The 22,449-nt window shown below is 62.1% G+C and carries 20 protein-coding genes; 3 read left to right on the forward strand and 17 right to left on the reverse strand.

The features are described from left to right. Positions 1 to 8: 8 nt before the first annotated feature. From SB765_RS23190 to gcl, 9 genes are all read right to left on the reverse strand, one after another. The gene (locus SB765_RS23190; RefSeq protein WP_410932001.1) at positions 9 to 2,033 is read right to left on the reverse strand and encodes a mechanosensitive ion channel family protein; all 2,025 of its coding nucleotides are present in this window, start codon (positions 2,031 to 2,033) and stop codon (positions 9 to 11) included. A gap of 172 nt (positions 2,034 to 2,205) precedes the next feature. Beyond that, the gene (locus tag SB765_RS23195) at positions 2,206 to 3,204 is read right to left on the reverse strand and encodes a sulfate ABC transporter substrate-binding protein (RefSeq protein WP_019471468.1); all 999 of its coding nucleotides are present in this window, start codon (positions 3,202 to 3,204) and stop codon (positions 2,206 to 2,208) included. A gap of 213 nt (positions 3,205 to 3,417) precedes the next feature. Then, positions 3,418 to 4,239, reverse strand: a complete 822-nt coding sequence (locus tag SB765_RS23200; protein WP_016498599.1) for an ion transporter — start codon at positions 4,237 to 4,239, stop codon at positions 3,418 to 3,420. 45 nt (positions 4,240 to 4,284) lie between these two features. After that, positions 4,285 to 5,157 carry an urea transporter gene (locus tag SB765_RS23205; RefSeq protein ID WP_341796393.1) on the reverse strand — a complete coding sequence of 291 codons (873 nt, stop codon included), beginning with the start codon at positions 5,155 to 5,157 and terminating at the stop codon, positions 4,285 to 4,287. 210 nt (positions 5,158 to 5,367) lie between these two features. Next, positions 5,368 to 6,783: a pyruvate kinase gene (pyk, locus tag SB765_RS23210; RefSeq protein WP_016498601.1), complete on the reverse strand. Its 1,416-nt coding sequence runs from the start codon at positions 6,781 to 6,783 to the stop codon at positions 5,368 to 5,370. Beyond that, positions 6,780 to 8,054 (reverse strand): glycerate kinase, encoded by a 1,275-nt coding sequence (locus tag SB765_RS23215; RefSeq protein ID WP_016498602.1) that lies wholly within the window; start codon positions 8,052 to 8,054, stop codon positions 6,780 to 6,782. The genes pyk and SB765_RS23215 overlap by 4 nt, the downstream gene beginning before the upstream one ends. A gap of 178 nt (positions 8,055 to 8,232) precedes the next feature. Continuing rightward, positions 8,233 to 9,126 carry a 2-hydroxy-3-oxopropionate reductase gene (locus SB765_RS23220; RefSeq protein WP_016498603.1) on the reverse strand — a complete coding sequence of 298 codons (894 nt, stop codon included), beginning with the start codon at positions 9,124 to 9,126 and terminating at the stop codon, positions 8,233 to 8,235. A gap of 151 nt (positions 9,127 to 9,277) precedes the next feature. Then, positions 9,278 to 10,060 carry a hydroxypyruvate isomerase gene (gene hyi / locus SB765_RS23225; protein ID WP_049273327.1) on the reverse strand — a complete coding sequence of 261 codons (783 nt, stop codon included), beginning with the start codon at positions 10,058 to 10,060 and terminating at the stop codon, positions 9,278 to 9,280. 54 nt (positions 10,061 to 10,114) lie between these two features. Next, a complete protein-coding gene (gcl, locus tag SB765_RS23230; protein WP_016498605.1) occupies positions 10,115 to 11,890 on the reverse strand; it encodes a glyoxylate carboligase in 1,776 nt (591 codons plus the stop codon). A 257-nt stretch (positions 11,891 to 12,147) separates the two neighbouring features. On the opposite strand from gcl, the gene SB765_RS23235 reads away from it, so the two are divergent. Further along, positions 12,148 to 12,588: a GlcG/HbpS family heme-binding protein gene (locus SB765_RS23235; RefSeq protein WP_063423152.1), complete on the forward strand. Its 441-nt coding sequence runs from the start codon at positions 12,148 to 12,150 to the stop codon at positions 12,586 to 12,588. Positions 12,589 to 12,733: 145 nt separating this feature from the next. On the opposite strand, the gene SB765_RS23240 is transcribed toward SB765_RS23235, so the two are convergent. After that, the gene (locus tag SB765_RS23240; RefSeq protein WP_010955036.1) at positions 12,734 to 13,345 is read right to left on the reverse strand and encodes a TetR/AcrR family transcriptional regulator; all 612 of its coding nucleotides are present in this window, start codon (positions 13,343 to 13,345) and stop codon (positions 12,734 to 12,736) included. Between the two features lie 132 nt (positions 13,346 to 13,477). On the opposite strand from SB765_RS23240, the gene SB765_RS23245 reads away from it, so the two are divergent. Next, positions 13,478 to 14,392 (forward strand): DUF808 domain-containing protein, encoded by a 915-nt coding sequence (locus SB765_RS23245; protein WP_410932002.1) that lies wholly within the window; start codon positions 13,478 to 13,480, stop codon positions 14,390 to 14,392. A gap of 150 nt (positions 14,393 to 14,542) precedes the next feature. Here SB765_RS23245 and SB765_RS23250 read toward each other — a convergent pair whose 3' ends face one another. The 7 genes from SB765_RS23250 to puuE all read right to left on the reverse strand — a co-directional run bounded on the left by SB765_RS23250 (position 14,543) and on the right by puuE (position 21,542). Continuing rightward, on the reverse strand, positions 14,543 to 15,325 hold the full coding sequence (locus tag SB765_RS23250) for an outer membrane protein OmpK (protein ID WP_341796389.1): 783 nt from the start codon (positions 15,323 to 15,325) through the stop codon (positions 14,543 to 14,545). Positions 15,326 to 15,680: 355 nt separating this feature from the next. After that, complete coding sequence (locus SB765_RS23255) at positions 15,681 to 16,466, reverse strand: outer membrane protein OmpK (RefSeq protein WP_023047851.1); 786 nt, start codon at positions 16,464 to 16,466, stop codon at positions 15,681 to 15,683. Between the two features lie 140 nt (positions 16,467 to 16,606). Then, positions 16,607 to 17,962, reverse strand: a complete 1,356-nt coding sequence (locus tag SB765_RS23260; protein WP_012273436.1) for a nucleobase:cation symporter-2 family protein — start codon at positions 17,960 to 17,962, stop codon at positions 16,607 to 16,609. Positions 17,963 to 18,175: 213 nt separating this feature from the next. Then, positions 18,176 to 19,504 (reverse strand): urate hydroxylase PuuD, encoded by a 1,329-nt coding sequence (locus SB765_RS23265; RefSeq protein ID WP_341796388.1) that lies wholly within the window; start codon positions 19,502 to 19,504, stop codon positions 18,176 to 18,178. A 43-nt stretch (positions 19,505 to 19,547) separates the two neighbouring features. Beyond that, positions 19,548 to 20,051 carry an ureidoglycolate lyase gene (locus SB765_RS23270; protein ID WP_016488365.1) on the reverse strand — a complete coding sequence of 168 codons (504 nt, stop codon included), beginning with the start codon at positions 20,049 to 20,051 and terminating at the stop codon, positions 19,548 to 19,550. A gap of 49 nt (positions 20,052 to 20,100) precedes the next feature. Further along, on the reverse strand, positions 20,101 to 20,616 hold the full coding sequence (gene uraD / locus SB765_RS23275; protein WP_016498613.1) for a 2-oxo-4-hydroxy-4-carboxy-5-ureidoimidazoline decarboxylase: 516 nt from the start codon (positions 20,614 to 20,616) through the stop codon (positions 20,101 to 20,103). Further along, positions 20,616 to 21,542: an allantoinase PuuE gene (gene puuE / locus SB765_RS23280; RefSeq protein ID WP_016488363.1), complete on the reverse strand. Its 927-nt coding sequence runs from the start codon at positions 21,540 to 21,542 to the stop codon at positions 20,616 to 20,618. Before puuE ends, uraD begins: the two co-directional genes overlap by 1 nt. 399 nt (positions 21,543 to 21,941) lie before the next feature. Between puuE and uraH the strand changes: the two genes are divergently transcribed. Continuing rightward, positions 21,942 to 22,295 carry a hydroxyisourate hydrolase gene (uraH, locus tag SB765_RS23285; protein WP_003254328.1) on the forward strand — a complete coding sequence of 118 codons (354 nt, stop codon included), beginning with the start codon at positions 21,942 to 21,944 and terminating at the stop codon, positions 22,293 to 22,295. The last annotated feature ends 154 nt before the right edge of the window (positions 22,296 to 22,449 follow it).

The raw sequence follows: 22,449 nt of genomic DNA on the forward strand, positions 1-22,449 counted from the left end.
TGACAGCATCAAGCCCCCAGGGCCTGCAGCGGCAGCGGGTACACCTGGGCAAAACTCACGTTGTCGGTCTGGTCCACCCGCTTCTTCAGCCGCTCGTTGAACGCTCGGCTCACCGCATATTGCCCGCCGGAGATGGTGCGGAACTGCGCCGTCAGCACAAACCCGTTCAAGTCCATGCGGTCCACCCCGAACACTTGCAGCGGCCCTTGCAGGTTGATGCGCAGCAGCGGGTCTTCGCTGATCGACTTGCCCACCTCATGGATCAGCGCCAGTGACGCATCCACATCACTGTCGTAGGTGAACTGCACCGAGAAGAACGCATAGGCGAACTGCCGCGACTGGTTGGTAACCGCCTTGATCTGGCCGAACGGCACCGAGTGCACAAAGCCTTTGCCATCGCGCAGGCGCAAGGTACGGATCGTCAGGCTTTCGACGGTACCGGCATGGCCGGAATCAAGCACCACCCAGTCGCCGATTGAAATGGTGTCCTCGATCAGGATGAACAGCCCGGTAATCACATCCTGCACCAGTTGCTGCGAGCCAAAGCCGATGGCCAGGCCGATCACTCCGGCACCGGCCAGCAGTGGCGCGACGTTGATGCCCAGGTTGGCCATGGTGGTGATGGTGCAGATGACGATCAGGATCACTTTGATCGCATTGCGCAGCATCGGCAGGATGGTCCGTACCCGGGTGCTCGGCTGGCGTGCGCTGCGGCGGCCCACGGGTGGCTTGAGTGCTTCCTGGATGGCCGTGTCGAGTACCACCCACAGCAGCCAGGTGACCAGCAGGATCAGGCCAATGCTCGACAGCGAATTGCTGATCGCCTGGCCCAGGCTGTTGCTCAGGGCGAAATCGACCACCGAGAAGCCCCAGATGCGCCCCAGCAGTTCGATGAACGTCACCGCCATGGCGATGCGCAGTAGCGCATGGGCGAGGCTACGCAGCAGCTCCTTGTAAGGGCGTACCCGCTGTGCCGGGTCGGTTTCGCGCTGGGCCAGCAAGTGTTGCAGCAAGGTGCTGAGGAACACGGTACAGACCAGCAGTACAGTGGTCAGCAAGGCTTTCTGCAGGGCCTTCTGGCTTTCTTCGCCGGCGCCGATCAGGTGAATGGCCGACACCAGGATCATCAGCAGGATCGGCAGATACCACAGCACCGAAAAGATCCGCAGGGTCTCCTGCACGGCGCGATGCTGCACGCGGTCCTTGAAGGCGCGGTTGCGGATCAGGTGCGCCACCGGGCGGCGCAGGCGGATCACCAGGCTGGCGAAGATGAAGGTGGCAATCAGGCCGGTGGCCACCGCGATGCTGGCGGTGATGTTGCCGCCCAGCTGGCGGGCGATCTGTGGGCTGGTCAGGGCGTCGCTCCAGGCCGCGAGGAAGCCGATCATGAACAGCGGACGGGGGGCCAGGCGTTTGATGACCGCCACGGCGTCGCGTTTGTGCCCGGCATCGAACAGGGTCACCAGGCAGAGGATGATCGAAGTCGAGAACAGGCCGCTGCTGGTGGCGTAAGCCAGGCTCAGGCCCAGGGCGCGGGCCACTGACGGGTCGAGAAAGCGGCTGGCGTACAGCGTCAGCGGCAAGCTGGCCAGGGCCGGCAGGGTATAGGGCAGCAGGTAACCGAGCAGGCTGCTGGCGCGTTTGCGTACGCGTAGCCAGGGCGTGCCGGAAGTGCGCTTGGCGACCCAGCGGCCGAGGCTGGTGAGTGCCGCGAAGCTGGCGGCCCAGGTCAGGGTGAGCAGGAGGAAGTTGCCGACCAGTTGCAGCGAATCGTCGGACGAGTGCCGGTCGACCAGGCGCTCGACTTCCTTGGCGGCGCGGTCGGTGCGCAGGCGCCAGGCATCGACCAGATGGGCATCGAGGTCGAGCTCCTGGGCGGCGCTGTCCAGGCCGTCGGCCAGGGCCCCAAGCAGTCCGCCTTGCAATACCGGTTCGGGTTCGGCGGGTTGTTCTTCAGTAGGGGTGGGGTCAGCGGCCAACAGGTGGGTGCTCAGCAGGCAGCCGAGCAGCAGGGTAGAGAGAAAACGCAGCACTGGAGTACTCCTTGGGCCGGGGTGAGCGGGCAGGGTTACTCAAGGAACTGATTGCAGGTTGATGGAGAAAGTTCGAAGAGGTGTGTCAAAACCACTGGCGCTATCGCCGGCAAGCCAGCTCCCACAGGTACTGCACACGCCTAATGGATTGTGCAGTACCTGCCTGCATCAGTTACTGACCGGTATAGATCTGGTCAAACACCCCACCATCGTTGAAGTGGGTCTTCTGCACGGTGCGCCAGTCACCAAAGGTTTTCTCCACTGACAGGAAGTCCACTTTCGGGAAGCGGTCAGTGTACTTGGCCAGTACTGCTGCATCACGCGGGCGCAGGTAGTTGTTGGCGGCGATCTCCTGAGCTTCTGGGGACCACAGGTACTTCAGGTATTCCTCGGCCACAGCCTGGGTACCTTTCTTCGCCACGACCTTGTCGACCACGCTGACAGGGGGTTCGGCTTCGGCCGACACGCTTGGGTAAACCACTTCGAACTGGTCGCGGCCGAACTCGCGGGCGATCATCTCGGCTTCGTTCTCGAAGGTGACCAGCACATCACCAATCTGGTTGGTCATGAAGGTGGTGGTGGCGGCACGGCCACCGGTGTCCAGCACCGGGGCCTGCTTGAACAGCTTGCCGACGAAATCGCGGGCCTTGGTCTCGTCACCGCCTTGCTTGAGCACATAGCCCCAGGCCGACAGGTACGTGTAGCGCCCGTTACCCGACGTTTTCGGGTTGGGCACGATCACTTGCACGCCGTCCTTGAGCAGGTCGGGCCAGTCTTTCAGGGCTTTCGGGTTGCCCTTGCGCACGATGAACACAGTGGCCGAGGTGAACGGCGCGCTGTTGTTCGGCAGGCGGGTTACCCAGTTGTCCGGCACCAGCTTGCCATTGTCGACCAGGGCGTTGATGTCGGTGGCCATGTTCATGGTGATGACATCGGCCGGCAGGCCATCGATCACTGCACGCGCCTGTTTGCTCGAACCGCCGAAGGACATCTGCACGTTGACCTTCTCTTTGTGCTCGGCTTCCCAGTGCTTCTGGAAGGCCGGGTTGTAGTCCTTGTAGAAGTCGCGCATCACGTCGTAGGAAACGTTCAGCAGGGTAGGGGCGGCCTGGGCGAGGTTGCCCAGGGCCAGGCCTGCGGCGAGCAGCGAGGCGGTGAAGAGTTTTTTCACGTTGCTTCCTTGTTATCGAGGTGTTGGCATTTTGCCTGCGACTATAGCGGGTGGGTTTGTGGCGGTTAAAGAACAAAAATGACTTTGGTTATGCCGTCGCCTGTGCTGGCCCTTTCGCGGGTAAACCCGCTCCCACAGGGACCGCGCACTGCCAAGGCCTGTGGTGATCCTGTGGGAGCGGGTTCACCCGCGAAAGGGCCGGCACAGGCAGCATCATTGCTTGGGAAACAACCCATTTCCACAGCGCGAACAGAACGCCGCGCCATGCTCATGCGTCTTTTTGTGACACGTCGGGCAATCATGCTGCAACTGCTCCCCGCGCATGGCATTGGCCAGTTCGGCGGTAAAGATGCCGGTCGGCACGGCAATGATCGAGTAACCGGTAATCATCACCAGCGACGACAGCACCTGCCCAAGCGGCGTCTTTGGCACGATGTCGCCAAAGCCCACCGTGGTCAGGGTAACGATGGCCCAGTAGATGCCTTTGGGGATGCTGGTAAAGCCGTGCTCCGGCCCTTCGATCACGTACATCAGCGTGCCGAACACCGTCACCAGGGTCGATACCGTCACCAGGAACACGATGATCTTCTGCTTGCTACCGCGCAGCGCCTCCATCAGGTAGTGAGCCTGCTTGAGATAGGGGCTGAGCTTGAGCACGCGGAAGATCCGCAGCATCCGTATCACCCGGATGATCAGCAGGTACTGGGCGTCGCTGTAGTACAGGGCGATGATCCCCGGCACAATCGCCAGCAAGTCGACCAGGCCGTAGAAGCTGAAGGCGTAGCGCAAGGGCTTCGGCGAGCAGTACAGGCGGGTGATGTACTCGGCCAGGAATATCGCGGTAAAGCCCCACTCGATGCCGGCCAGCAGGCCGGCGTAGCCTTGGTGCACTTCGTCGATGCTGTCGAGGATGACGGTGACCAAGCTGGCCAGGATTATCAGCAGGAGGATTTTGTCGAAGCGTCTTCCTGCCACGGTATCGGACTGGAAGACGATGACGAAGAGCCGCTCGCGCAGGCTCGCAGGATTATTCATTGGCTCATTCCAAAAAAGCGATGGGCTGAGCCTAGGGGTTGCATTTCAGCTGTGCAAGCGGCTGGCGTTGCGCTGCCTGGGCTGAGCCAGGTGGCTGCCCAGGTGCATCAGCCAGCAGGCGGCGACGAAGGGCGCGGTCAGGCCCGGCACGGGCAGCAGCTTGAACAGCGGTTGCAGCAACAGGGCCAGGGCGATGGCCAGCAGCGTCACCCAGGGTTTTTCACCTTGCCTGCTGAAGGCCACTGCCGCCAGCGCGGCGTTGAAACCATACAAACCCAGCCATGCTGCCTGCGCTTGGTCGGCAATCAACGCCACGCCTCCACCGATGGCCGAGCCGATCACCGCCCACATAGCGGCATAGGGGTTGGCGATGAACATGCCGAGGATGATCAGCAAGCCGGCCAGAGGCTGGTCGAGCAGGAAGATCTGGCCCACGCCGCGGGCCAATGCGTACAGCGGGTCGGCTTCGACGAAGCCGCTGGGCGAGGGGCTGACGACTAGCAGGGTGCCCCAGCCCAGCAGCACGAATGGCGCGGTGTAGGCGACCAGCAACTTGCCGCCGCGCTTGCGCCACTGGTGGGTGATGATGCTGGACAGGCCGCCGGCGGCGATGATCAGGGGGGGCAATATGACCGACCAGGGCAGCACGGCGCTGATCAGGATGCCGATCAGCACGCCGTTGTAGCAGTACAGCCCGGCTTGGCGGTCGGTGCGGTCGTAGCCACGGGCCTGGGCGGTGAGCAGGCCGGCCAGGGCGCCGAGCAGGGCGCCGCCGACCAGGTTGGGCGCGGTCAGCAGAATGGCCAGCAGGCAGCACAGGCCGCACAGGGGGTTGCGCAGCAGCAGCACCTGGCTGAAGCCGTTGAGTAACGCCGTGGCCCAGTCAGGGCACGGGTTGACGAAATTTTTGGTGTACATGGGGCAGTCAGTGAGGTTGATGGGGGAGCGGTGGGCCTCTTTGGGCCTCGGTTTTCCGCAGTGCAGGTAGATCGGTGTACGGGGAGGGCTGCGCCCTCCATTCGCAGCACAAGGCTGCTCCTACAAAGGAATCGCGAGCTTCTCAGGCTACGCGGTCCCTGTAGGAGCAGCCTTGTGCTGCGAATGGGGCGCAAAGCGCCCCCGGCAATCTCAGATCAAAGTCTCGATCCGCAGCGTGTTAGTCGACCCTGGTTTGCCGAAAGGCACACCGGCGGTGATCAGCAGCGTGTCGCCACGGCTGGCCATGCCTTGCGCCTGGGCAATCTCCAGGGCGGTGGAAACCACCTCGTCCACCTGGCGCAGGCGGTCGTTGACCACCGAATGCACGCCCCAGGCCACGCTCAGGCGGCGCGCGGTGTTCAGGTTCGGCGTCAGGTTGAGGATCGGTGCCCGTGGCCGCTCGCGTGCAGCGCGCAGGGTCGAGGCGCCCGACTCGCTGTAGTTGACCAGCACCGCCACCGGCAGGATGCCGCTGATGCGGCGGATGGCGCAGCTGATGGCGTCCGACACGGTGGCCTCGGCCTTCGGCCGGCCAACGTCGAGCTGGGCCTGGTAGTCAGGGCCGTTTTCCACCTGGCGGATGATCTTGCTCATCATCTGCACGGCTTCCAGCGGGTAGTCACCCGAGGCAGTCTCGGCCGACAACATGACCGCGTCGGCACCTTCGGCCACGGCGTTGGCCACGTCAGTGACTTCGGCACGGGTCGGCGCCGGCGAGAAGCGCATCGACTCGAGCATCTGCGTGGCAACCACCACCGGTTTGCCCAGCTGGCGGCAGGTGTTGATGATGCGCTTCTGGATTTGCGGCACGCTTTCGGCCGGCACTTCCACGCCGAGGTCACCACGCGCCACCATGATCGCGTCTGCCAGTTCGGCAATGGCTTGCAGTTGTTCGACCGCCGAGGGTTTCTCGATCTTGGCCATCAGGTAGGCGCGATCGCCAATCAGCTGGCGCGCTTCGACGATGTCCTCAGGGCGCTGTACAAACGACAGGGCCACCCAGTCCACGCCCAGTTCCAGGCCAAAGGCCAGGTCGCGGCGATCTTTTTCGGTGAGCGGGGAGAGGTCGAGTACCGCTTGCGGTACGTTGACACCCTTGCGGTCGGAAAGCTCGCCACCGTTCAGCACTTCTGTGTCGATGGCGTCGTTGTGCTTGGCGGTGACGCGCAGGCGCAGCTTGCCATCGTCCAGCAGCAGGTCCATGCCGGGCTCGAGGGCTGCGATGATTTCAGGGTGTGGCAGGTTGACCCGGCGGCTGTCGCCCGGGGTCTTGTCCAGGTCCAGGCGCAGCGCCTGGCCGCGTTGCAACTGCACCTTGCCTTCGGCAAAGCGGCCCACGCGCAGCTTCGGCCCTTGCAGGTCCATGAGAATGCCCAGCGGGTAGTTCAGTTGCTGCTCCACTTCGCGGATCCACTGGTAGCGCAGGGCGTGGTCAGCGTGTTCGCCGTGGCTGAAGTTGAGGCGGAAGATGTTCACCCCGGCTTCGACCAGCTGGCGGATGTCGTCGATGCCGTTGATCGCAGGGCCGAGGGTGGCGAGGATCTTTACTTTTTTATCAGGCGTCATGGTTGGGCAGTCTCGAGGATCAGGATGGCGCGGAAGTCGTTGACGTTGGTGCGGGTCGGCTCGGTGACGATCAGCGCATCCAGCGCGGCGAAATAGCCATAGCCGTTGTTGTTGTCCAGCTCGTCGCTGGCCGACAGGCCCAGGGCCTCGGCACGGGCGTAGCTGCCCGGGGTCATGAAGGCACCGGCGTTTTCTTCCGAGCCGTCGATGCCGTCGGTGTCGCCGGCCAGCGCGTATACGCCCGGCAGGCCTTTCAGGCTTTCAGTGAGGCTGAGCAGGAACTCGGCGTTGCGCCCGCCACGGCCATTGCCGCGTACGGTCACGGTGGTTTCGCCGCCGGACAGGATCACGCAGGGTGCCTTCAATGGCTGGCCGTGCTGGACGATCTGCCGGGCAATACCGGCGTGTACCTTGGCCACTTCGCGCGACTCGCCTTCCAGGTCGCCGAGAATCAGCGGGCTGAAACCAGCCTGTCGCGCTTTGACTGCGGCGGCCTCGAGCGACTGCTGGGGTTTGGCGATCAGCTGGAAGTGGCTGCGGGCCAGGGCCGGGTCATCGGCCTTGACGGTTTCCGAGGCCGGGTTGTTCAGCCAGTCGATGACTGCTTTGGGCGCTTCGATGTTGTAGCGTTTCAGAATGGCCAGGGCATCAGCCGACGTGCTCGGGTCGGCCACGGTGGGGCCGGAGGCGATCACGGTGGCGAGGTCGCCCGGCACATCGGAAATGGCATAGGTGTAGACCGTGGCCGGCCAGCAGGCCTTGGCCAGGCGGCCGCCCTTGATCGCCGAGAGGTGCTTGCGCACGCAGTTCATCTCGCCGATGGTGGCGCCGGACTTGAGCAGTGCCTTGTTGATATGTTGCTTGTCGGCCAGGGTCAGGCCCTCGGCCGGCAGCGCCAGCAGGGCGGAACCACCGCCAGACAGCAGGAAGATGACGCGGTCGTCTTCATTGAGGTTGCTGACCAGTTCCAGCACGCGCTTGGCCACGGCCAGGCCGGCGGCATCCGGTACCGGGTGGGCGGCTTCGACCACTTCGATCTTCTGGCAGTTGGCGCCGTGGCCGTAACGGGTCACGACCAGGCCGGAAACTTCGCCCTGCCAGCTTTTTTCGACCACTTCGGCCATGGCGGCTGCGGCCTTGCCGGCGCCGATGACGATGACCCGGCCGCTACGGTCGGCGGGCAGGTAGGGTTCGAGGACTTGGCGGGGGTGGGCGGCAGCGATGGCTGTGTCGAACAGCTCGCGGAGAATTTTTTGCGGATCGACCGACATGGCAGGCTCCCAGTTATTGTTGTTCTGCAAAACCAAAAACGCCCCTGGAACTGCCTCCGTGCAGGCCGAACCAGGGGCGGGTGTTGCTCGGTGCTACCGCTGAACCTGTGGTCGCAGGTTCAGCGGTGTTGGCTTCTTCGCGCCGAACCGCCGCGAAGAGGCCGGTAAGGTCTACTACTTACTTGTCGCCGCGGATCGAGAAGTTGGCCATGTGTTCCAGGCCTTTGATCAGCGCCGAGTGGTCCCAGTTGCCGCCACCCAGGGCCTGGCAGGTGTTGAACACTTGCTGGGCATTGGAGGTGTTGGGCAGGTTGATGCCCAGTTCCTTGGCGCCTTGCAGGGCCAGGTTCAGGTCTTTCTGGTGCAGGTTGATGCGGAAGCCTGGGTCGAAGGTGCCCTTGATCATGCGCTCGGCGTGTACTTCGAGGATTTTCGACGAAGCAAAGCCGCCCATCAGTGCTTCACGCACCTTGGCCGGGTCGGCGCCGTTCTTGGCGGCGAACAGCAGTGCTTCGCTGACGGCCTGGATGTTCAGGGCGACGATGATCTGGTTGGCGACCTTGGCGGTCTGGCCGTCACCGTTGCCACCCACGCGGGTGATGTTCTTGCCCATGGCTTCGAACAGCGGCAGGGTGCGCTCGAAGGCTTTAGGGCAGCCACCGACCATGATGCTCAGGGTCGCGGCCTTGGCGCCGACTTCACCACCGGACACCGGGGCGTCCAGGTAGGCTGCGCCGGTTGCCTTGATTTTTTCAGCGAACGCTTTGGTGGCGGTAGGCGAGATCGAACTCATGTCGATCACGATCTTGTTCGGGCCTACGCCCTCAGCCACGCCGTTTTCACCGAACAGTACGGCTTCCACCTGCGGGGTGTCCGGCACCATGACGATGATGAATTCGGCTTCCTGGGCAACCTCTTTCGGGTTGGCCAGGGCCACTGCACCGGCGGCGATCAGGTCAGCTGGCGCGGCGTCGTGGTGGGTGGAAACGAACAGGCTGTGACCTGCTTTTTGCAGGTTTTGGGCCATGGGCTTGCCCATGATGCCGGTGCCGATGAAACCGATTTTAGCCATGAGAATGTGCCTCTTTGTATTTGTGATGTCTCAAGCAAGCCGCGGCCCCTGTGGGAGCGGGCATGCCCGCGAAACAGGCGACTCGGTGGATGGCACCGGCTATGCCGGTGTTCGCGGGCATGCCCGCTCCCACAGGGTCCCGAGTTGTTCCTCAGATTGCGTTGTGGGTTTTCAGCCAGCCCAGACCCGCTTCGGTGGTGGTCTTGGGCTTGTACTCCGCGCCCACCCAGCCTTGGTAGCCAATGCGGTCCAGGTGCTCGAACAGGAAGCGGTAGTTGATCTCGCCAGTACCAGGCTCGTTACGGCCGGGGTTGTCGGCCAGCTGGATGTGGTTGATCAGCTGCAGGTTGGTTTCCATGGTGCGAGCCAGGTCACCTTCCATGATCTGCATGTGGTAGATGTCGTACTGCAGGAACAGGTTGTCACTGCCCACTTCGGCCTGGATTTCCAGGGCCTGCTGGGTGGTGTTCAGGTAAAAGCCCGGGATGTCGCGGGTGTTGATCATTTCCATGACCAGGCGGATACCGGCGGCCTTGAGCTTGTCGGCGGCGTAGCGAAGGTTCTCCACGAAGGTCTTGCGCACGGTGGCGCAGTCCGGGCCTTGTGGGCGAATGCCGGCCAGGGCGTTGACCTGGGTGTTGCCCAGCACCTTGGCGTACTCGATGGCCTTGTCGACACCGGCGCGGAATTCTTCGATACGGTCGGGGTGGCAGGTGATACCGCGCTCACCTTTGGCCCAGTCGCCGGCAGGCAGGTTGAACAGCACCTGGGTCAGGCCGTTGGCTTCCAGCTGCTGCTTGATTTCTGCAGCGCTGAAGTCGTAGGGGAACAGGTATTCGACGCCACTGAAACCGGCGTCGGCGGCAGCCTTGAAGCGGGCCAGGAAGTCCTGTTCGGTGAACAGCATGGACAGGTTGGCAGCGAAGCGAGGCATGAGTTGTCTCCTTGCGATGAAGGCCCCCAGGGCGTGCCTGGGGGCGTCAGGCGATCAGTCCAGCATCGAGATGGCGGTTGGCGCGTCGTTGCCGACCAGCGCCAGGTCTTCGAACTCGTTGACCGCGTTGATCTCGGTGCCCATGGAAATGTTGGTCACACGCTCGAGAATCACTTCGACCACCACCGGCACGCGGAACTCTTCGGCCATCTTCTGCGCCTTGAGCAGGGCTGGGGCGATCTCGGCCGGTTCGAACACGCGAATGGCTTTGCAGCCCAGGCCTTCGACCACTGCAACGTGGTCGACACCGTAGGTGGCGGCGTCGGTCGAGTTGATGTTCTCGAACGCCAGTTGTACACAGTAATCCATGTCGAAGCCACGCTGCGCCTGACGGATCAGGCCCAGGTAGGCGTTGTTCACCAGCACGTGGACGTACGGCAGGTTGAACTGCGCACCCACTGCCAGTTCTTCAATCATGAACTGGAAGTCGTAGTCACCCGACAGCGCCACAACCTTGCGTTTAGGGTCTGCTTTGACAACACCCAGTGCGGCAGGGATGGTCCAGCCCAGCGGGCCGGCCTGGCCACAGTTGATCCAGTGGCGTGGCTTGTACACGTGCAGGAACTGCGCGCCGGCAATCTGCGACAGGCCGATGGTGCTGACGTAGGTGGTGTCCTTGCCGAATACCTGGTTCATTTCTTCGTATACGCGCTGCGGCTTGACCGGCACGTTGTCGAAGTGGGTCTTGCGCTGCAGGGTGGCTTTGCGCTGTTGGCAATCTTCCAGCCAGGCAGCACGGTCTTTCAGCTTGCCAGCGGCTTTCCACTCGCGGGCCACTTCCAGGAACACGTCCAGTGCCTTGCCGGCGTCTGAAACGATACCCAGGTCCGGGGTGAATACGCGGCCGATCTGGGTCGGTTCGATGTCGACGTGCACGAACTTGCGGCCTTCGGTGTAGACATCGACGGAGCCGGTGTGGCGGTTGGCCCAGCGGTTACCGATACCGAACACCAGGTCGGATTTCAGCAGGGTGGCGTTGCCGTAGCGGTGCGAAGTCTGCAGGCCGACCATGCCGACCATTTGGGCGTGGTCGTCCGGGATGGTGCCCCAGCCCATCAGGGTCGGGATTACCGGCACGCCGGTCAGTTCGGCGAACTCGACCAGCTTGTCGCTGGCATCGGCGTTGATGATGCCGCCACCGGCGACCAGCAGCGGGCGCTCGGCGTCGTTGAGCAGGGCCAGGGCTTTTTCAGCCTGTACGCGAGTGGCGGACGGCTTGTTGACGGCCAGCGGCTCGTAGGCGTCGATGTCGAATTCGATTTCGGCCATCTGTACGTCGAACGGCAGGTCGATCAGTACCGGGCCTGGGCGGCCGGTGCGCATTTCATAGAAGGCCTTCTGGAAGGCGTAAGGCACCTGGCCTGGCTCCAGAACGGTGGTCGCCCACTTGGTCACCGGCTTGACGATGCTAGTGATGTCGACGGCCTGGAAGTCTTCTTTGTGCAGGCGTGCACGCGGGGCCTGGCCGGTGATGCAGAGGATCGGGATGGAGTCGGCCGAGGCGCTGTACAGGCCGGTGACCATGTCGGTGCCGGCTGGGCCGGAAGTGCCGATGCACACGCCGATGTTGCCCGGGTTGGCACGGGTGTAGCCCTCGGCCATGTGCGAGGCACCTTCGACGTGGCGAGCGAGGACGTGATCGATGCCACCGACTTTCTTCAGGGCCGAGTACAACGGGTTGATGGCAGCCCCTGGGATGCCGAACGCGGTATCTACACCTTCACGGCGCATGACCAGAACGGCTGCATCGATTGCTCTCATTTTGCTCATGGGTTGTGCCTCATCGATTTTGTAATTGTATACAACTTGCTTTGCGACAGAGTGTATTCACGGCTGGCGGCTCAGGTCAATGGGTTTTCATCGGGTAGGCCGGGTTTCGTCAAAGCGGCCGTGAAAACGGCTATTTGCGCCATTGCATACGATCGTTTCAAAATATTGTATACAAAAGTGCCTTTCGTTGTGTTCTATTTGCTCTATCAGTTTTCAACTGCCCTCAGGGCTTCTCACAACAAGAAGAGGACCTTTCCATGAACGTCTTGAACCTGAAAGTCGCTGTCAGCCTGGTAAATGCCGCACTGGCGGCGGGCCGCAACATCAATGCCGCGCCACTGACCGTGGCGGTGCTGGATGCCGGCGGGCATCTGCTGGCGCTACAGCGTGAGGATGGCGCAAGCCTTATCCGCCCTGAGGTTGCCACTGGCAAAGCCTGGGGCGCGATTGCCCTGGGCAAGGGATCGCGGCTGCTGGCGCTGGACGCGCAGCAGCGTCCGGCGTTTTTTGCCGCGTTGAACGGGATGGGTGAACGGCCGGTGGTGCCGGCACCGGGTGGTGTGCTGATCCGTGATCAGGACGGCAAGGTGCTGGGTGCGGTGGGGATCAGCGGCGATACGTCGGATATCGACGAGCAGTGTGCGATCAGTGCGATCGAGGAGGTGGGGTTGAAGGCGGATGCCGGGGTAGCGGCGTAACGCTCAAGATAGCCGGGGCCGCTTTGCGGCCCATTCGCGGCACAAGGCCGCTCCTACAGGGGATCGCGTTTGACCTGCGATCGCGATGTCCTGTAGGAGCGGCCTTGTGCCGCGAATGGGCTGCGAAGCAGCCCTACTGGCCCTGTCAGGCTGCTTCAGGCTCACAGCCTTTCAAGACCATGCGAATGATGGTCTCGGCCGCCGCGTCATAATCGCTGTCGGCCAGCTTGGCCTTGCCGGTCACCGCAGAAATCTGCCAGTCAAAGTCGGCATACGTCTGGGTCGCCGCCCAGATGCTGAACATCAGGTGATGCGCGTCCACATGGGCAATCTGCCCACGGTCGATCCAGCGCTGGATGCATTCGATGTTGTGCCGGGCCTGCTCGTTCAGCTGCTCCACCTGGTTGGGCGACAGGTGCGGGGCGCCGTGCATGATCTCGCTGGCAAACACCTTGGAGGCGTGCGGCAGGTCGCGCGAAATGCGGATCTTCGAACGAATGTACGCACTCAGCACTTCCTTGGGGTCGCCGTCGGCATTGAATGGCGTCGACGCCTGCATGATTGGCGCGATGATGCTTTCCAGGACTTCGCGGTAGAGGTTGTCCTTGGACTTGAAGTAGTAATACACGTTCGGCTTGGGCAGGCCGGCCTTGGCCGCGATATCGCTGGTCTTGGTGGCGGCGAAGCCCTTGTCGGCGAATTCCTCGCTGGCCGCGCGCAGGATCAATTCCTTGTTGCGCTCGCGAATGGTGCTCATGGTCAGGGATCTTCCTCGTGTCTGGCCACCTCTAAGAGGGATCGGGCATGGTAGCACCGCGCTCGACGGGCGCTCAAGGCAGCGGCTTTGGGCTAGAATCCGTGGCACACACCTATCTGGATACAGGCAAACATGGCAGGAAGCAGTCTACTGGTACTGATCGACGACATCGCCACGGTGCTTGATGACGTCTCGCTAATGACCAAGGTCGCGGCAAAAAAAACAGCAGGTGTGCTGGGCGATGACCTGGCGCTGAACGCCCAGCAGGTTACCGGTGTGCGTGCCGAGCGCGAAATACCGGTGGTGTGGGCGGTGGCCAAGGGGTCGTTCGTCAACAAGGCAATCCTGGTGCCGGCAGCGCTGCTGATCAGTGCGTTCATTCCGTGGGCGGTTACGCCATTGTTGATGATCGGTGGCGCCTACCTGTGTTTCGAAGGCTTCGAGAAGCTGGCGCACAAGTTCCTGCACAGCAAGGAAGAGGACGACGCGCAGCACAATGCCCGTAAGGAAGCCGTGGCTGACGCCAATGTCGACCTGGTGGCGTTCGAGAAAACCAAGATCAAGGGCGCGGTGCGCACCGACTTCATCCTGTCAGCGGAAATCATCGCCATCACCTTGGGTACCGTGGCCGATGCGCCGCTGAGCCAGCAGATCATCGTGCTGTCGGGCATCGCCATCGTCATGACCATTGGCGTTTACGGGCTGGTGGCGGGCATCGTCAAGCTCGATGATCTGGGGTTGTGGATGACCCAAAAGGCATCGAGCCTGACCCAGGCCGTCGGCAACGGCATCCTGCGGGCTGCGCCCTACATGATGAAGAGCCTGTCGGTGATTGGTACTGCGGCGATGTTCCTGGTCGGCGGTGGGATTCTGGTGCATGGGATCGAGCCGCTGCATCATGCCATCGAGGCGTTCAGCGAAGGGCGCGGTGGCGCGCTGACCGGAGCACTGCTCAACGGCGTGGCAGGGGTGCTGGCCGGTGGCGTGGTGCTGGCGGTGGTGGAGGTTGCCGGCAAATTGTGGCGGGCGATCCGGCCTGCCACATAAGGTTGCATGGCCGGGGCTTTGCCCCGGTTCGCGTAGGAAACGGTGATCATTGTGGGAGCGGGCTAGTCCCGCGAAGGGGGCCTCGCGGTGCATGGCACCGGCTGCGCCGGTGTTCGCGGGACAAGCCCGCTCCCACGGGGCCTGCTTAGGTCAGAAGTGAACCTTGACCAGGAAACTCATGGTGTTCTGGTCAGTCGTAAAGGCATCGCTGTCCTTGATGCCGTACTTGTTCTTCCAGTAGTCGTACTCCACACCCACATACAGCTGCTTCTCGCCCAGGTGCAATGCCTTGCCCAGGTCATACTTGATCTGCGGGTTGAAGTGCAGGTTGGCGTGGTAGGTGCCGCGGCGGTTCTCGTCGTTGTCCACCACCCAGTCCATGAAGCCGTCGATCAGCACGTCGGAATCGCCCACCGGGATGGTGTACGACCATACCGGGGTGATCTGCCATACGTTGTCGCCGGCGCGGCTGCCGTCGGTGGTGCGGTTGTAGAAGTTCAGCTGGAAGTAGTCGAAGCCGGGAATGGCCAGGTCGAACCCTGGGCCGATCAGGTACGACTCGGTGTCACCCTCGCCAAACTCGTAGGTCATCGCCAGCAGCACGTCCTTGACCGGGCCGAACTCCACCTTCTGGTCGAAGATCTTGTTGAACGACAGGCGTGGGCTGATTTCACCGTAATAGGTATTCGGGCCATTGCCGGCGTCTTTCTGGCCTTGGTAGAAGATCTTGTCGACGAAGACGAAGTTGTCGCCGTACTTCCAGCCATCGGCGTGTTCAAACGTGACGGTTTGCTGAATCGCCGGGTTGACCTTGAAGTTCTTGCCCCACAGGTAGGTCAGGCTGTTGTTCTGCCATTGCAGCAGGTCGTCGGCGTAGGTCGTGCCACAGGCCAGCAGGCCGCCGGCGAGGATCAGGCTGTTGATGGTACGCATTGCGAGTGTCGCTCCCTTGATTGATCTGTTGTCAGCGCTCGGTATTGGCGCTTTTTTGTTGTCTTGCGAGTCAGCTTTTTTCGATAGGCCACAGCTGTTTGGCAAGGGTTGAGCCAACTTTTCCGGGTTGGCAAAACCTTCCTGCTCGACTTCGTTCTGAACGGATGAAAAGGGTCTTTCAGGCTGGCAACACGTTGGCCAACCGCCCGTATTCATTGACTGAGCGGTCAGTAAACGCAGGCAGAATCCGTTCTGCCCTGATCGAGGGGGCGCGCAGATTACTGGCTTGCGCGCCGCGCCTCAAGTGCTCCGTCCTGGAGCGGGGTGGTTCAAACTTGTGCGTTTGGTCAGTTTCTTAGAAATGCACTTTGATCAGGGCACTGGCGACGCTCTGGTTGCTTTCCAGGTTGCCGCGGCTGTCGATGCCGTATTTGTCCTTCCAGTAGCTGTACTCAAAGCCCACGTAGAGCTGCTTGGCGCCCAGGTTCAGCGCCTTGCCCAAGTCGTATTTGACCTGCGGGTTGAAGTGCAGGTTGGCGTGATAGGTGCCACGGCGGGTCTGGTCGTTGTCGGGGACCCAGTCCATGTAACCGTCGATCAGAATGTCAGACCTGCCCACGGGGATGGTGTACGACCAGCCAGGGGTGATCTGCCAGACGTTGTCGCCGGGGCGGCTGCCCTCGGTGTTGCGCACGTAGAAGTTGAGGGTGAAATAGTTGAAGCCGGGGATGTTCAGGTCAAAGCCGGGGCCGATCAGGTAGGCTTCGTTGTCGCCTTCGCCACGCTCGTAGGTCATCGCCAGCAGCACGTCCTTGATAGGGCCGAAGGCAAGCTTCTGGTCGAAGATCTTGCCGAACGACAGGCGCGGGCTGAACTCGCCGTAGTAGGTGGTCACGCCTTTGCTGGCGTCGGCCTTGCCGTTGTAGAAGATCTTGTCGACGAACATGAAGGTGTCGCCGTACTTCCATTTGTTGGCGTGCTCGAACGTGATGGTCTGCTGGATATCAGGGTTGACCTTGAAGTCCTTGCCATACAGGTAGGTCAGGCTTTCGCCATGCCATTGCAGCCATTCGCCTGCATGCGAGGGTAGGGTGGCCAGCAGGCTGCTGCCCAACAACAGGGACGTGGTGATGCGCTTCATGTTGTGATTCCCGGACTTATTGTTTTTGTTGGCGGTTTTTTTGGCGCGCAGGCGCCCCGGGCGACCCATTCCGGCGGGTCGACGGCGTAGCGGTTACTGCAGATGTGAGTAAGGGGCGGCAATGCGCCGCCCCGTTTGGCTCAATGCTGGTGACACGCGTCGTTGTGCACCGCGCGGTCGGCGCCACCAAGGATGTTGAACAGCACGTTCAACACCAGGGCACTGACCGTGGCCATGGCGATACCACTGTGGGTGATGGGTTCCATCCACTGCGGCATCTGGGCAAAGAACTCCGGACGCACCACGGGGATCAACCCGAAGCCGACGCTCACCGCCACCAGCAGCTGGTTGCGGCGGTCGCCGATGTCCGCCTCCTGAAGAATCTTGATCCCGGTGGCGGTGACCATGCCGAACATGGCAATGGACGCGCCGCCCAGTACTGCAGGCGGGATCGAGGCAATCAGGAAGGCCGCCTTGGGCAGCAGGCTCAGCAGGATCAGCAGTGCACCGGCCACGATGGTGACAAAGCGGCAGCGCACCCCGGTCATCTGCACCAGGCCGATGTTCTGGGCGAACGAGGAGTGGGTAAAGGTGTTGAAGAAGCCGGCAATGAACGATGCACCGGCATCGCACAGCAGGCCGCGACGCAGCATCCCTGGCGTAACTTCGCGATCAGTCACCTTGCCCAGGGCCAGGAACATGCCGGTGGACTCGACGAAGATGATCACCACCACCAGGCACATGGACAGGATCGGCGCCAGGCTGAAGGTCGGCATGCCGAAGTGCAGTGGGGTTACCACCTGCAACCACGGCGCGTCTTTCAGGCCAGACAGGTCGACCATGCCGATGGAGCCGGCCAGGATGTAGCCAAGGCCCATGCCCACCAGCACCGATACGTTGACCCAGAAGCCACGCATGAAGCGGTTGATCAGCAGGATGACCGCCAGCACCAGGCCGGCCACCAGCAGGTAGATCGGCGAGCCGAAGGTTTCAGCTTCATGGCCGCCACCGGCCCAGTTGACCGCCACCGGGAACAGCGACAGGCCAATCGAGGTGATCACCGTACCGGTGACCAGCGGCGGGAAGAAACGTACGACCTTGGACATGAACGGCGCGATCAGCATGCCGAAGAACCCGGCGGCGATGGTCGCCCCGAAGATCCCCTGCAGGCCCACGCCGGGCATGCCGGCCATGGCGACCATGCTGCCGACGGCAGCGAAACTGGCACCCATCATCACCGGCATGCGGATGCCCACCGGGCCGATACCGAACGACTGGATGATGGTGGCGACGCCAGCGACCAGCAGGTCGGCGTTGATCAGGAAAGCGACTTCTTCACGGGACAACCCAGCGGCCTGGCCGATGATCAACGGCACGGCAATCGCGCCACCGTACATCAGCAGAACGTGTTGCAGGCCAACCAGGATCAGTTGGAACAAGGGCAAGGGTTCGCGCGGCGGCGCAATGGGGATATACGCCTTGCGTGACTCGGACATGCAGCACCTCGAGTTTTGTTTTTATTCTCGGATCCAAGCGGCAAGCTCCAAGCGGCAGTTTCTCGGTGAAGAGAGACCGGGGTTCCCGCTTGCAGTTGAACGCTCGATGCTTGCTTGTTGCGTGAATCTTCAAGTTTGAGGCCGGGTTAACCGGCCTCTTCGCGGCGCAAGGCCGCTCCTACAGGGGACTCAGTCGCCTTGTAGGAGGGTGTTTCAATTGACCTGGGCGCCTTTGGCGATCCAGTCGCCGACGAGCTTGCGTTCTTCGGTGGTCATCTGGGTGATGTTGCCCAGCGGCATGATCTGGCTGGCGACCGCTTGCGCCTGGATGCGCGCGGCCTGGGCCTGGATCTGCTGCGGGGTGTCGAACATCACGCCGGCAGGGGCGGCGCTGAACAGTGGGCTGGTCGGCTTGGACGAGTGGCACACGGTGCAGCGTTCCTGGATGACATTGTGGATCTTGTCGAAGTCGCCACCGCCGGCCTGGGCAGCGGCCTGGGCCGGTGCTTGCGCGGGTGCAGCCGGCGCTTCGGCAGCCTTGGCGGCGTCCTCGGCGCGCTGCTCGGCAGCGGTCTTGCCACCGACGGCAGTCGCAGGCAGCGGCTGGTACTCGACCTTCGCTGCCGCTTGCTCAGGGCTTACGGCCATCGGTTTCGGACCGGTGACGTAGGCCAGGCAGATCATCGCCAAGGCGCCGACCGGCAGGGTCCAGGCGTACTTGTTGCTGTCGTGGCGGGTGTTGAAGTAGTGGCGGATCAGAACCGCGGCTACTGCGATACCGGCCAGGATCAGCCAGTTGTACTGGCTACCGTAGGTGCTCGGGAAATGGTTGCTGATCATGATGAACAGCACCGGCAGGGTGAAGTAGTTGTTGTGGCGCGAGCGCAGCAGGCCCTTGGCCGGCAGCACCGGGTCGGGCGTCTGGTTGTTCTCGATCGCCGCCACCAGCTGGCGCTGGGCCGGCATGATGATGCGGAACACGTTACCGACCATGATGGTGCCGATGATCGCGCCGGTGTGCAGGTATGCACCACGGCCGCTGAACACCAGGCTGAAGCCCCAGCAGGCGGCGATGATCAGCACGAACAGTACACCGCCGAGCAGCGCTGGCTTCTTGCCCAGGGGCGAGTCGCACAGGAAGTCGTAGATGAACCAGCCAGCGATCAGCGAGCCGATACCGATGGCCACGCCTTCGGCACCGCTCAGGCTGCTGCCAGGGGCCAGCAGGTAAAGGGCCGGGTTCCAGTAGAACACCACGCACAGCAGGGCGATACCGGACATCCAGGTGAAGTAGGCTTCCCATTTGAACCAGTGCAGGTTCTCGGGCATTTTCGGGGGTGCGAGCTTGTATTTCTCCAGGTGGTAGATACCACCGCCGTGAATTGCCCAGAGATCACCCGACAACCCATCGCGCGGGTTGCTTCGGTTCAGGTGGTTCTCCAGCCAGACGAAGTAGAACGATGCACCGATCCAGGCGACACCGGTGATCATGTGAACCCAGCGAATGCTCAGGTTCAGCCATTCGTGAAGGTGTGCTTCCACAGTATGTACCTCTGCCGATCACCTGATGATGATCGACCTTTTCTTATTGGTGGGGATTGAGGATCAGCATCTGTTCCTCGGTGAAGTAATGCTCATCGCAGTTGTTGCCAGAACCACTGCGATCAACCACCAGGAAATCATCCCGCTTTTCGATCGTGAGCACCGGGTGGTGCCAAACGCCGCGATGGTAATTGATGCCCTGCCTGCCATTACTGCGGAAGGCGCGGACCAAGCCTGATACAGGTGCATCGCCAACGGGCGCGACCACGATCAGAAAGGGGTTGCCGAGCAGCGGGATGAAAGCCTGGCTGCCCAGCGGATGGCGTTCCAGCATGCGTACGGTCAGCGGCATGTCCAGCGCGTCGGCGCGGAAGATGCTGATGATCGCCTTGTCTTCGGGCTCGGCGGTCTCGACCGTGGCGAGCTTGTGGAAGCGCATGGTCGAGCCGTTGTTGATCATGAAGTGGTCGCTGCCGTCGGTTTCGATCACGTCTCCGAACTGGGCGAAGGCTTCTTTGGTCAGGGGCTCGATCATCAGGGTGCGCATGCGGGTCTCTCTTATATGTTCGTTGTACTGAAAAAGGTTCGGCTGTCGCTTACAACTGCAGCAGGCGGAACAGGGCGATCAGGTTGATCTGCGCCAGGGCTTCCTTGAATTCGGCATCTGCATCGTTGTGGATGCGCTTTTCAAAGGCGGCGAGGATCTGGTGCCGGTTGCTGCCCTTGACCGCCATGATGAACGGGAACTGGAACTTGGCTTTGTAGGCGTCGTTCAGCTCGGTGAAGCGGGCGAACTCTTCGGCGGTGCACTGGTGGATACCGGCGCCGGCTTGTTCGTTGGTGCTCGATTCGGTCAGCTCGCCCTGGATGGCGGCCTTGCCGGCCAGGTCCGGGTGAGCATTGATCAGCGCCAGCTGGTCGGCGTGGTTGGCGCTGAGCAGGATGTCGCTCATGCGCTGGTGCAGCGCCTCGATCTCGTCCAGCTCGCCCAACTGGCCCAGGTCGTAGGCTTTTTCGGCAACCCACGGCGAGTGCTCGTAGATGTCGGCGAAGGCCTCGACGAAGGCGTCACGGCTCAGGGCGGAGGGCTTGAGGGTGTTGAAGGCGGTCATCAGGCGTTCTCTTTCTTGTACGGGTGGGTGGCGTGCCAGTGGCGGGCGATATCCACGCGACGGGCGAACCAGACCTGGTCATGGCTTTTTGCGTAATCGACGAAGCGCTTGAGTGCAGCCAGCCGTGCCGGGCGGCCGACCAGGCGGCAGTGCAGGCCGATGGAGAGCATTTTCGGCGCTTCGGCGCCTTCGGCGTACAGCACATCAAAGGCGTCTTTCAGGTACTGGAAGAACTGCTCGCCGCAGTTGAAACCCTGTACCTGGGTGAAACGCATATCGTTGGTGTCCAGGGTGTAGGGGATCACCAGGTGCGGCTTGCCGGTGGGGTTGTTCGGCTCCCAGTAGGGCAGGTCGTCGTCGTAGGTGTCGCTGTCGTACAGGAACCCGCCTTCTTCCATCACCAGGCGGCGGGTGTTCGGGCCGGTGCGGCCGGTGTACCAGCCCACCGGGCGCTCGCCGGTGAGTTCGGTGAGGATGCGGATGGCTTCGAGCATGTGCTCGCGCTCCTGGGCCTCGTCCATGTTCTGGTAGTCGATCCAGCGGTAGCCGTGGCTGCAAATCTCGTGGCCGGCTTCGGCCATGGCGCGGATCACGTCGGGGTGGCGCTGGGCGGCCATGGCCACGGCGAAGACGGTCAATGGCACGCCGCTGTCCTTGAACAGCTTCAGCAGGCGCCACACGCCAGCACGGCTGCCGTATTCGTAGAGTGACTCCATGCTCATGTTGCGCTGGCCCTGCAGCGGCTGGGCAGCGACCATCTCGGACAGGAAGGCTTCGGACTCTTTGTCACCGTGCAGGATGTTGCGTTCGCCGCCTTCCTCGTAATTGAGGACGAAAGACAGCGCGATGCGAGCGTTGCCCGGCCATTGCGGGTGAGGAGGGTTGTTGCCGTAACCGATCAGGTCGCGAGGGTAGTCAGCGCTCACTGCAGTCTTCCTTCTTGTGCGTTAGTGCGGGTGGTGGGCGGGCCGCGTCGGTATGTCGCACCACCGGATGGGCTGATTGTATACAACTTCTGAAATCTTTTGTAAGCCTGTTTTTCCGCATTTCTTCCCTTTTGTCGCCGCGCGGCGACTTGGAAATACAGTGCAAGAAACCTGCCTGATTGGTCAGCTAATGACGTTTGCCTCGTTATGCTGCCTGTATTTGCGACCGATGGGTCGTTTAGGGGCAGGAAATGCCGGGTGCGACAGATGGGTTTAAAAAATTGTGTACAATCCGGCGATGGAATGTCTTAATGGCGTCATTCCCGCCTGCCGCAGGCGCTATGCTGGTGCGATGGCTGAGTATTTTTTGCCCACAGATTGAACAAGAGGCGACACGCAATGGGACGTTTGACCACACACGTACTGGATGCCGCGCATGGCTGTCCGGGCAGCTCGATCAAGGTCGAGCTGTACCGCGTCGAAGGCCAGCAGCTGGAGCTGGTGAACACCGCCCTGACCAACAGCGATGGCCGTGTCGACGCGCCGCTGCTGCAGGGTGACGACTACCGCACCGGTGTTTACCAGTTGCAGTTCAGCGCTGGCGATTACTACCGCGCCCGTGGCGTGCAGTTGCCGGCCCAGGCGTTTCTGGATGTTGTTGTGCTGCGCTTTGGCATCGACGAGTCGCAGGAGCACTACCACGTGCCGCTGCTGATCTCGCCGTACAGCTATTCGACCTATCGTGGAAGCTAGTTGGTCGCTAGAAGAATCTTCGTAGGTCCTTTGGCCCGCTCTCACACTGGCGGGCTTTTTTTCGTCTGCAGGAAAGTGGTGGGTGATGCGGGGTGTTCGGCGTGGGTTTTATAGCCGAAATGAAATCGAGCGCCGCTCGCGCGGCGCTCGATCT

The organism is Pseudomonas sp. SIMBA_067, from assembly GCF_046534675.1.
GTDB lineage: Bacteria > Pseudomonadota > Gammaproteobacteria > Pseudomonadales > Pseudomonadaceae > Aquipseudomonas > Aquipseudomonas putida.

Bases quoted from the DNA above. Each gene is read 5' to 3' on its own strand.
- SB765_RS23200 (WP_016498599.1), bottom strand. From the start codon at position 4,239: ATGAATAATCCTGCGAGCCTGCGCGAGCGGCTCTTCGTCATCGTCTTC.
- SB765_RS23205 (WP_341796393.1), bottom strand. From the start codon at position 5,157: ATGTACACCAAAAATTTCGTCAACCCGTGCCCTGACTGGGCCACGGCG.
- pyk (WP_016498601.1), bottom strand. From the start codon at position 6,783: ATGACGCCTGATAAAAAAGTAAAGATCCTCGCCACCCTCGGCCCTGCG.
- SB765_RS23215 (WP_016498602.1), bottom strand. From the start codon at position 8,054: ATGTCGGTCGATCCGCAAAAAATTCTCCGCGAGCTGTTCGACACAGCC.
- SB765_RS23220 (WP_016498603.1), bottom strand. From the start codon at position 9,126: ATGGCTAAAATCGGTTTCATCGGCACCGGCATCATGGGCAAGCCCATG.
- hyi (WP_049273327.1), bottom strand. From the start codon at position 10,060: ATGCCTCGCTTCGCTGCCAACCTGTCCATGCTGTTCACCGAACAGGAC.
- gcl (WP_016498605.1), bottom strand. From the start codon at position 11,890: ATGAGCAAAATGAGAGCAATCGATGCAGCCGTTCTGGTCATGCGCCGT.
- SB765_RS23235 (WP_063423152.1), top strand. From the start codon at position 12,148: ATGAACGTCTTGAACCTGAAAGTCGCTGTCAGCCTGGTAAATGCCGCA.
- SB765_RS23240 (WP_010955036.1), bottom strand. From the start codon at position 13,345: ATGAGCACCATTCGCGAGCGCAACAAGGAATTGATCCTGCGCGCGGCC.
- SB765_RS23245 (WP_410932002.1), top strand. From the start codon at position 13,478: ATGGCAGGAAGCAGTCTACTGGTACTGATCGACGACATCGCCACGGTG.
- SB765_RS23250 (WP_341796389.1), bottom strand. From the start codon at position 15,325: ATGCGTACCATCAACAGCCTGATCCTCGCCGGCGGCCTGCTGGCCTGT.
- SB765_RS23255 (WP_023047851.1), bottom strand. From the start codon at position 16,466: ATGAAGCGCATCACCACGTCCCTGTTGTTGGGCAGCAGCCTGCTGGCC.
- SB765_RS23260 (WP_012273436.1), bottom strand. From the start codon at position 17,962: ATGTCCGAGTCACGCAAGGCGTATATCCCCATTGCGCCGCCGCGCGAA.
- SB765_RS23270 (WP_016488365.1), bottom strand. From the start codon at position 20,051: ATGCGCACCCTGATGATCGAGCCCCTGACCAAAGAAGCCTTCGCCCAG.
- uraD (WP_016498613.1), bottom strand. From the start codon at position 20,616: ATGACCGCCTTCAACACCCTCAAGCCCTCCGCCCTGAGCCGTGACGCC.
- uraH (WP_003254328.1), top strand. From the start codon at position 21,942: ATGGGACGTTTGACCACACACGTACTGGATGCCGCGCATGGCTGTCCG.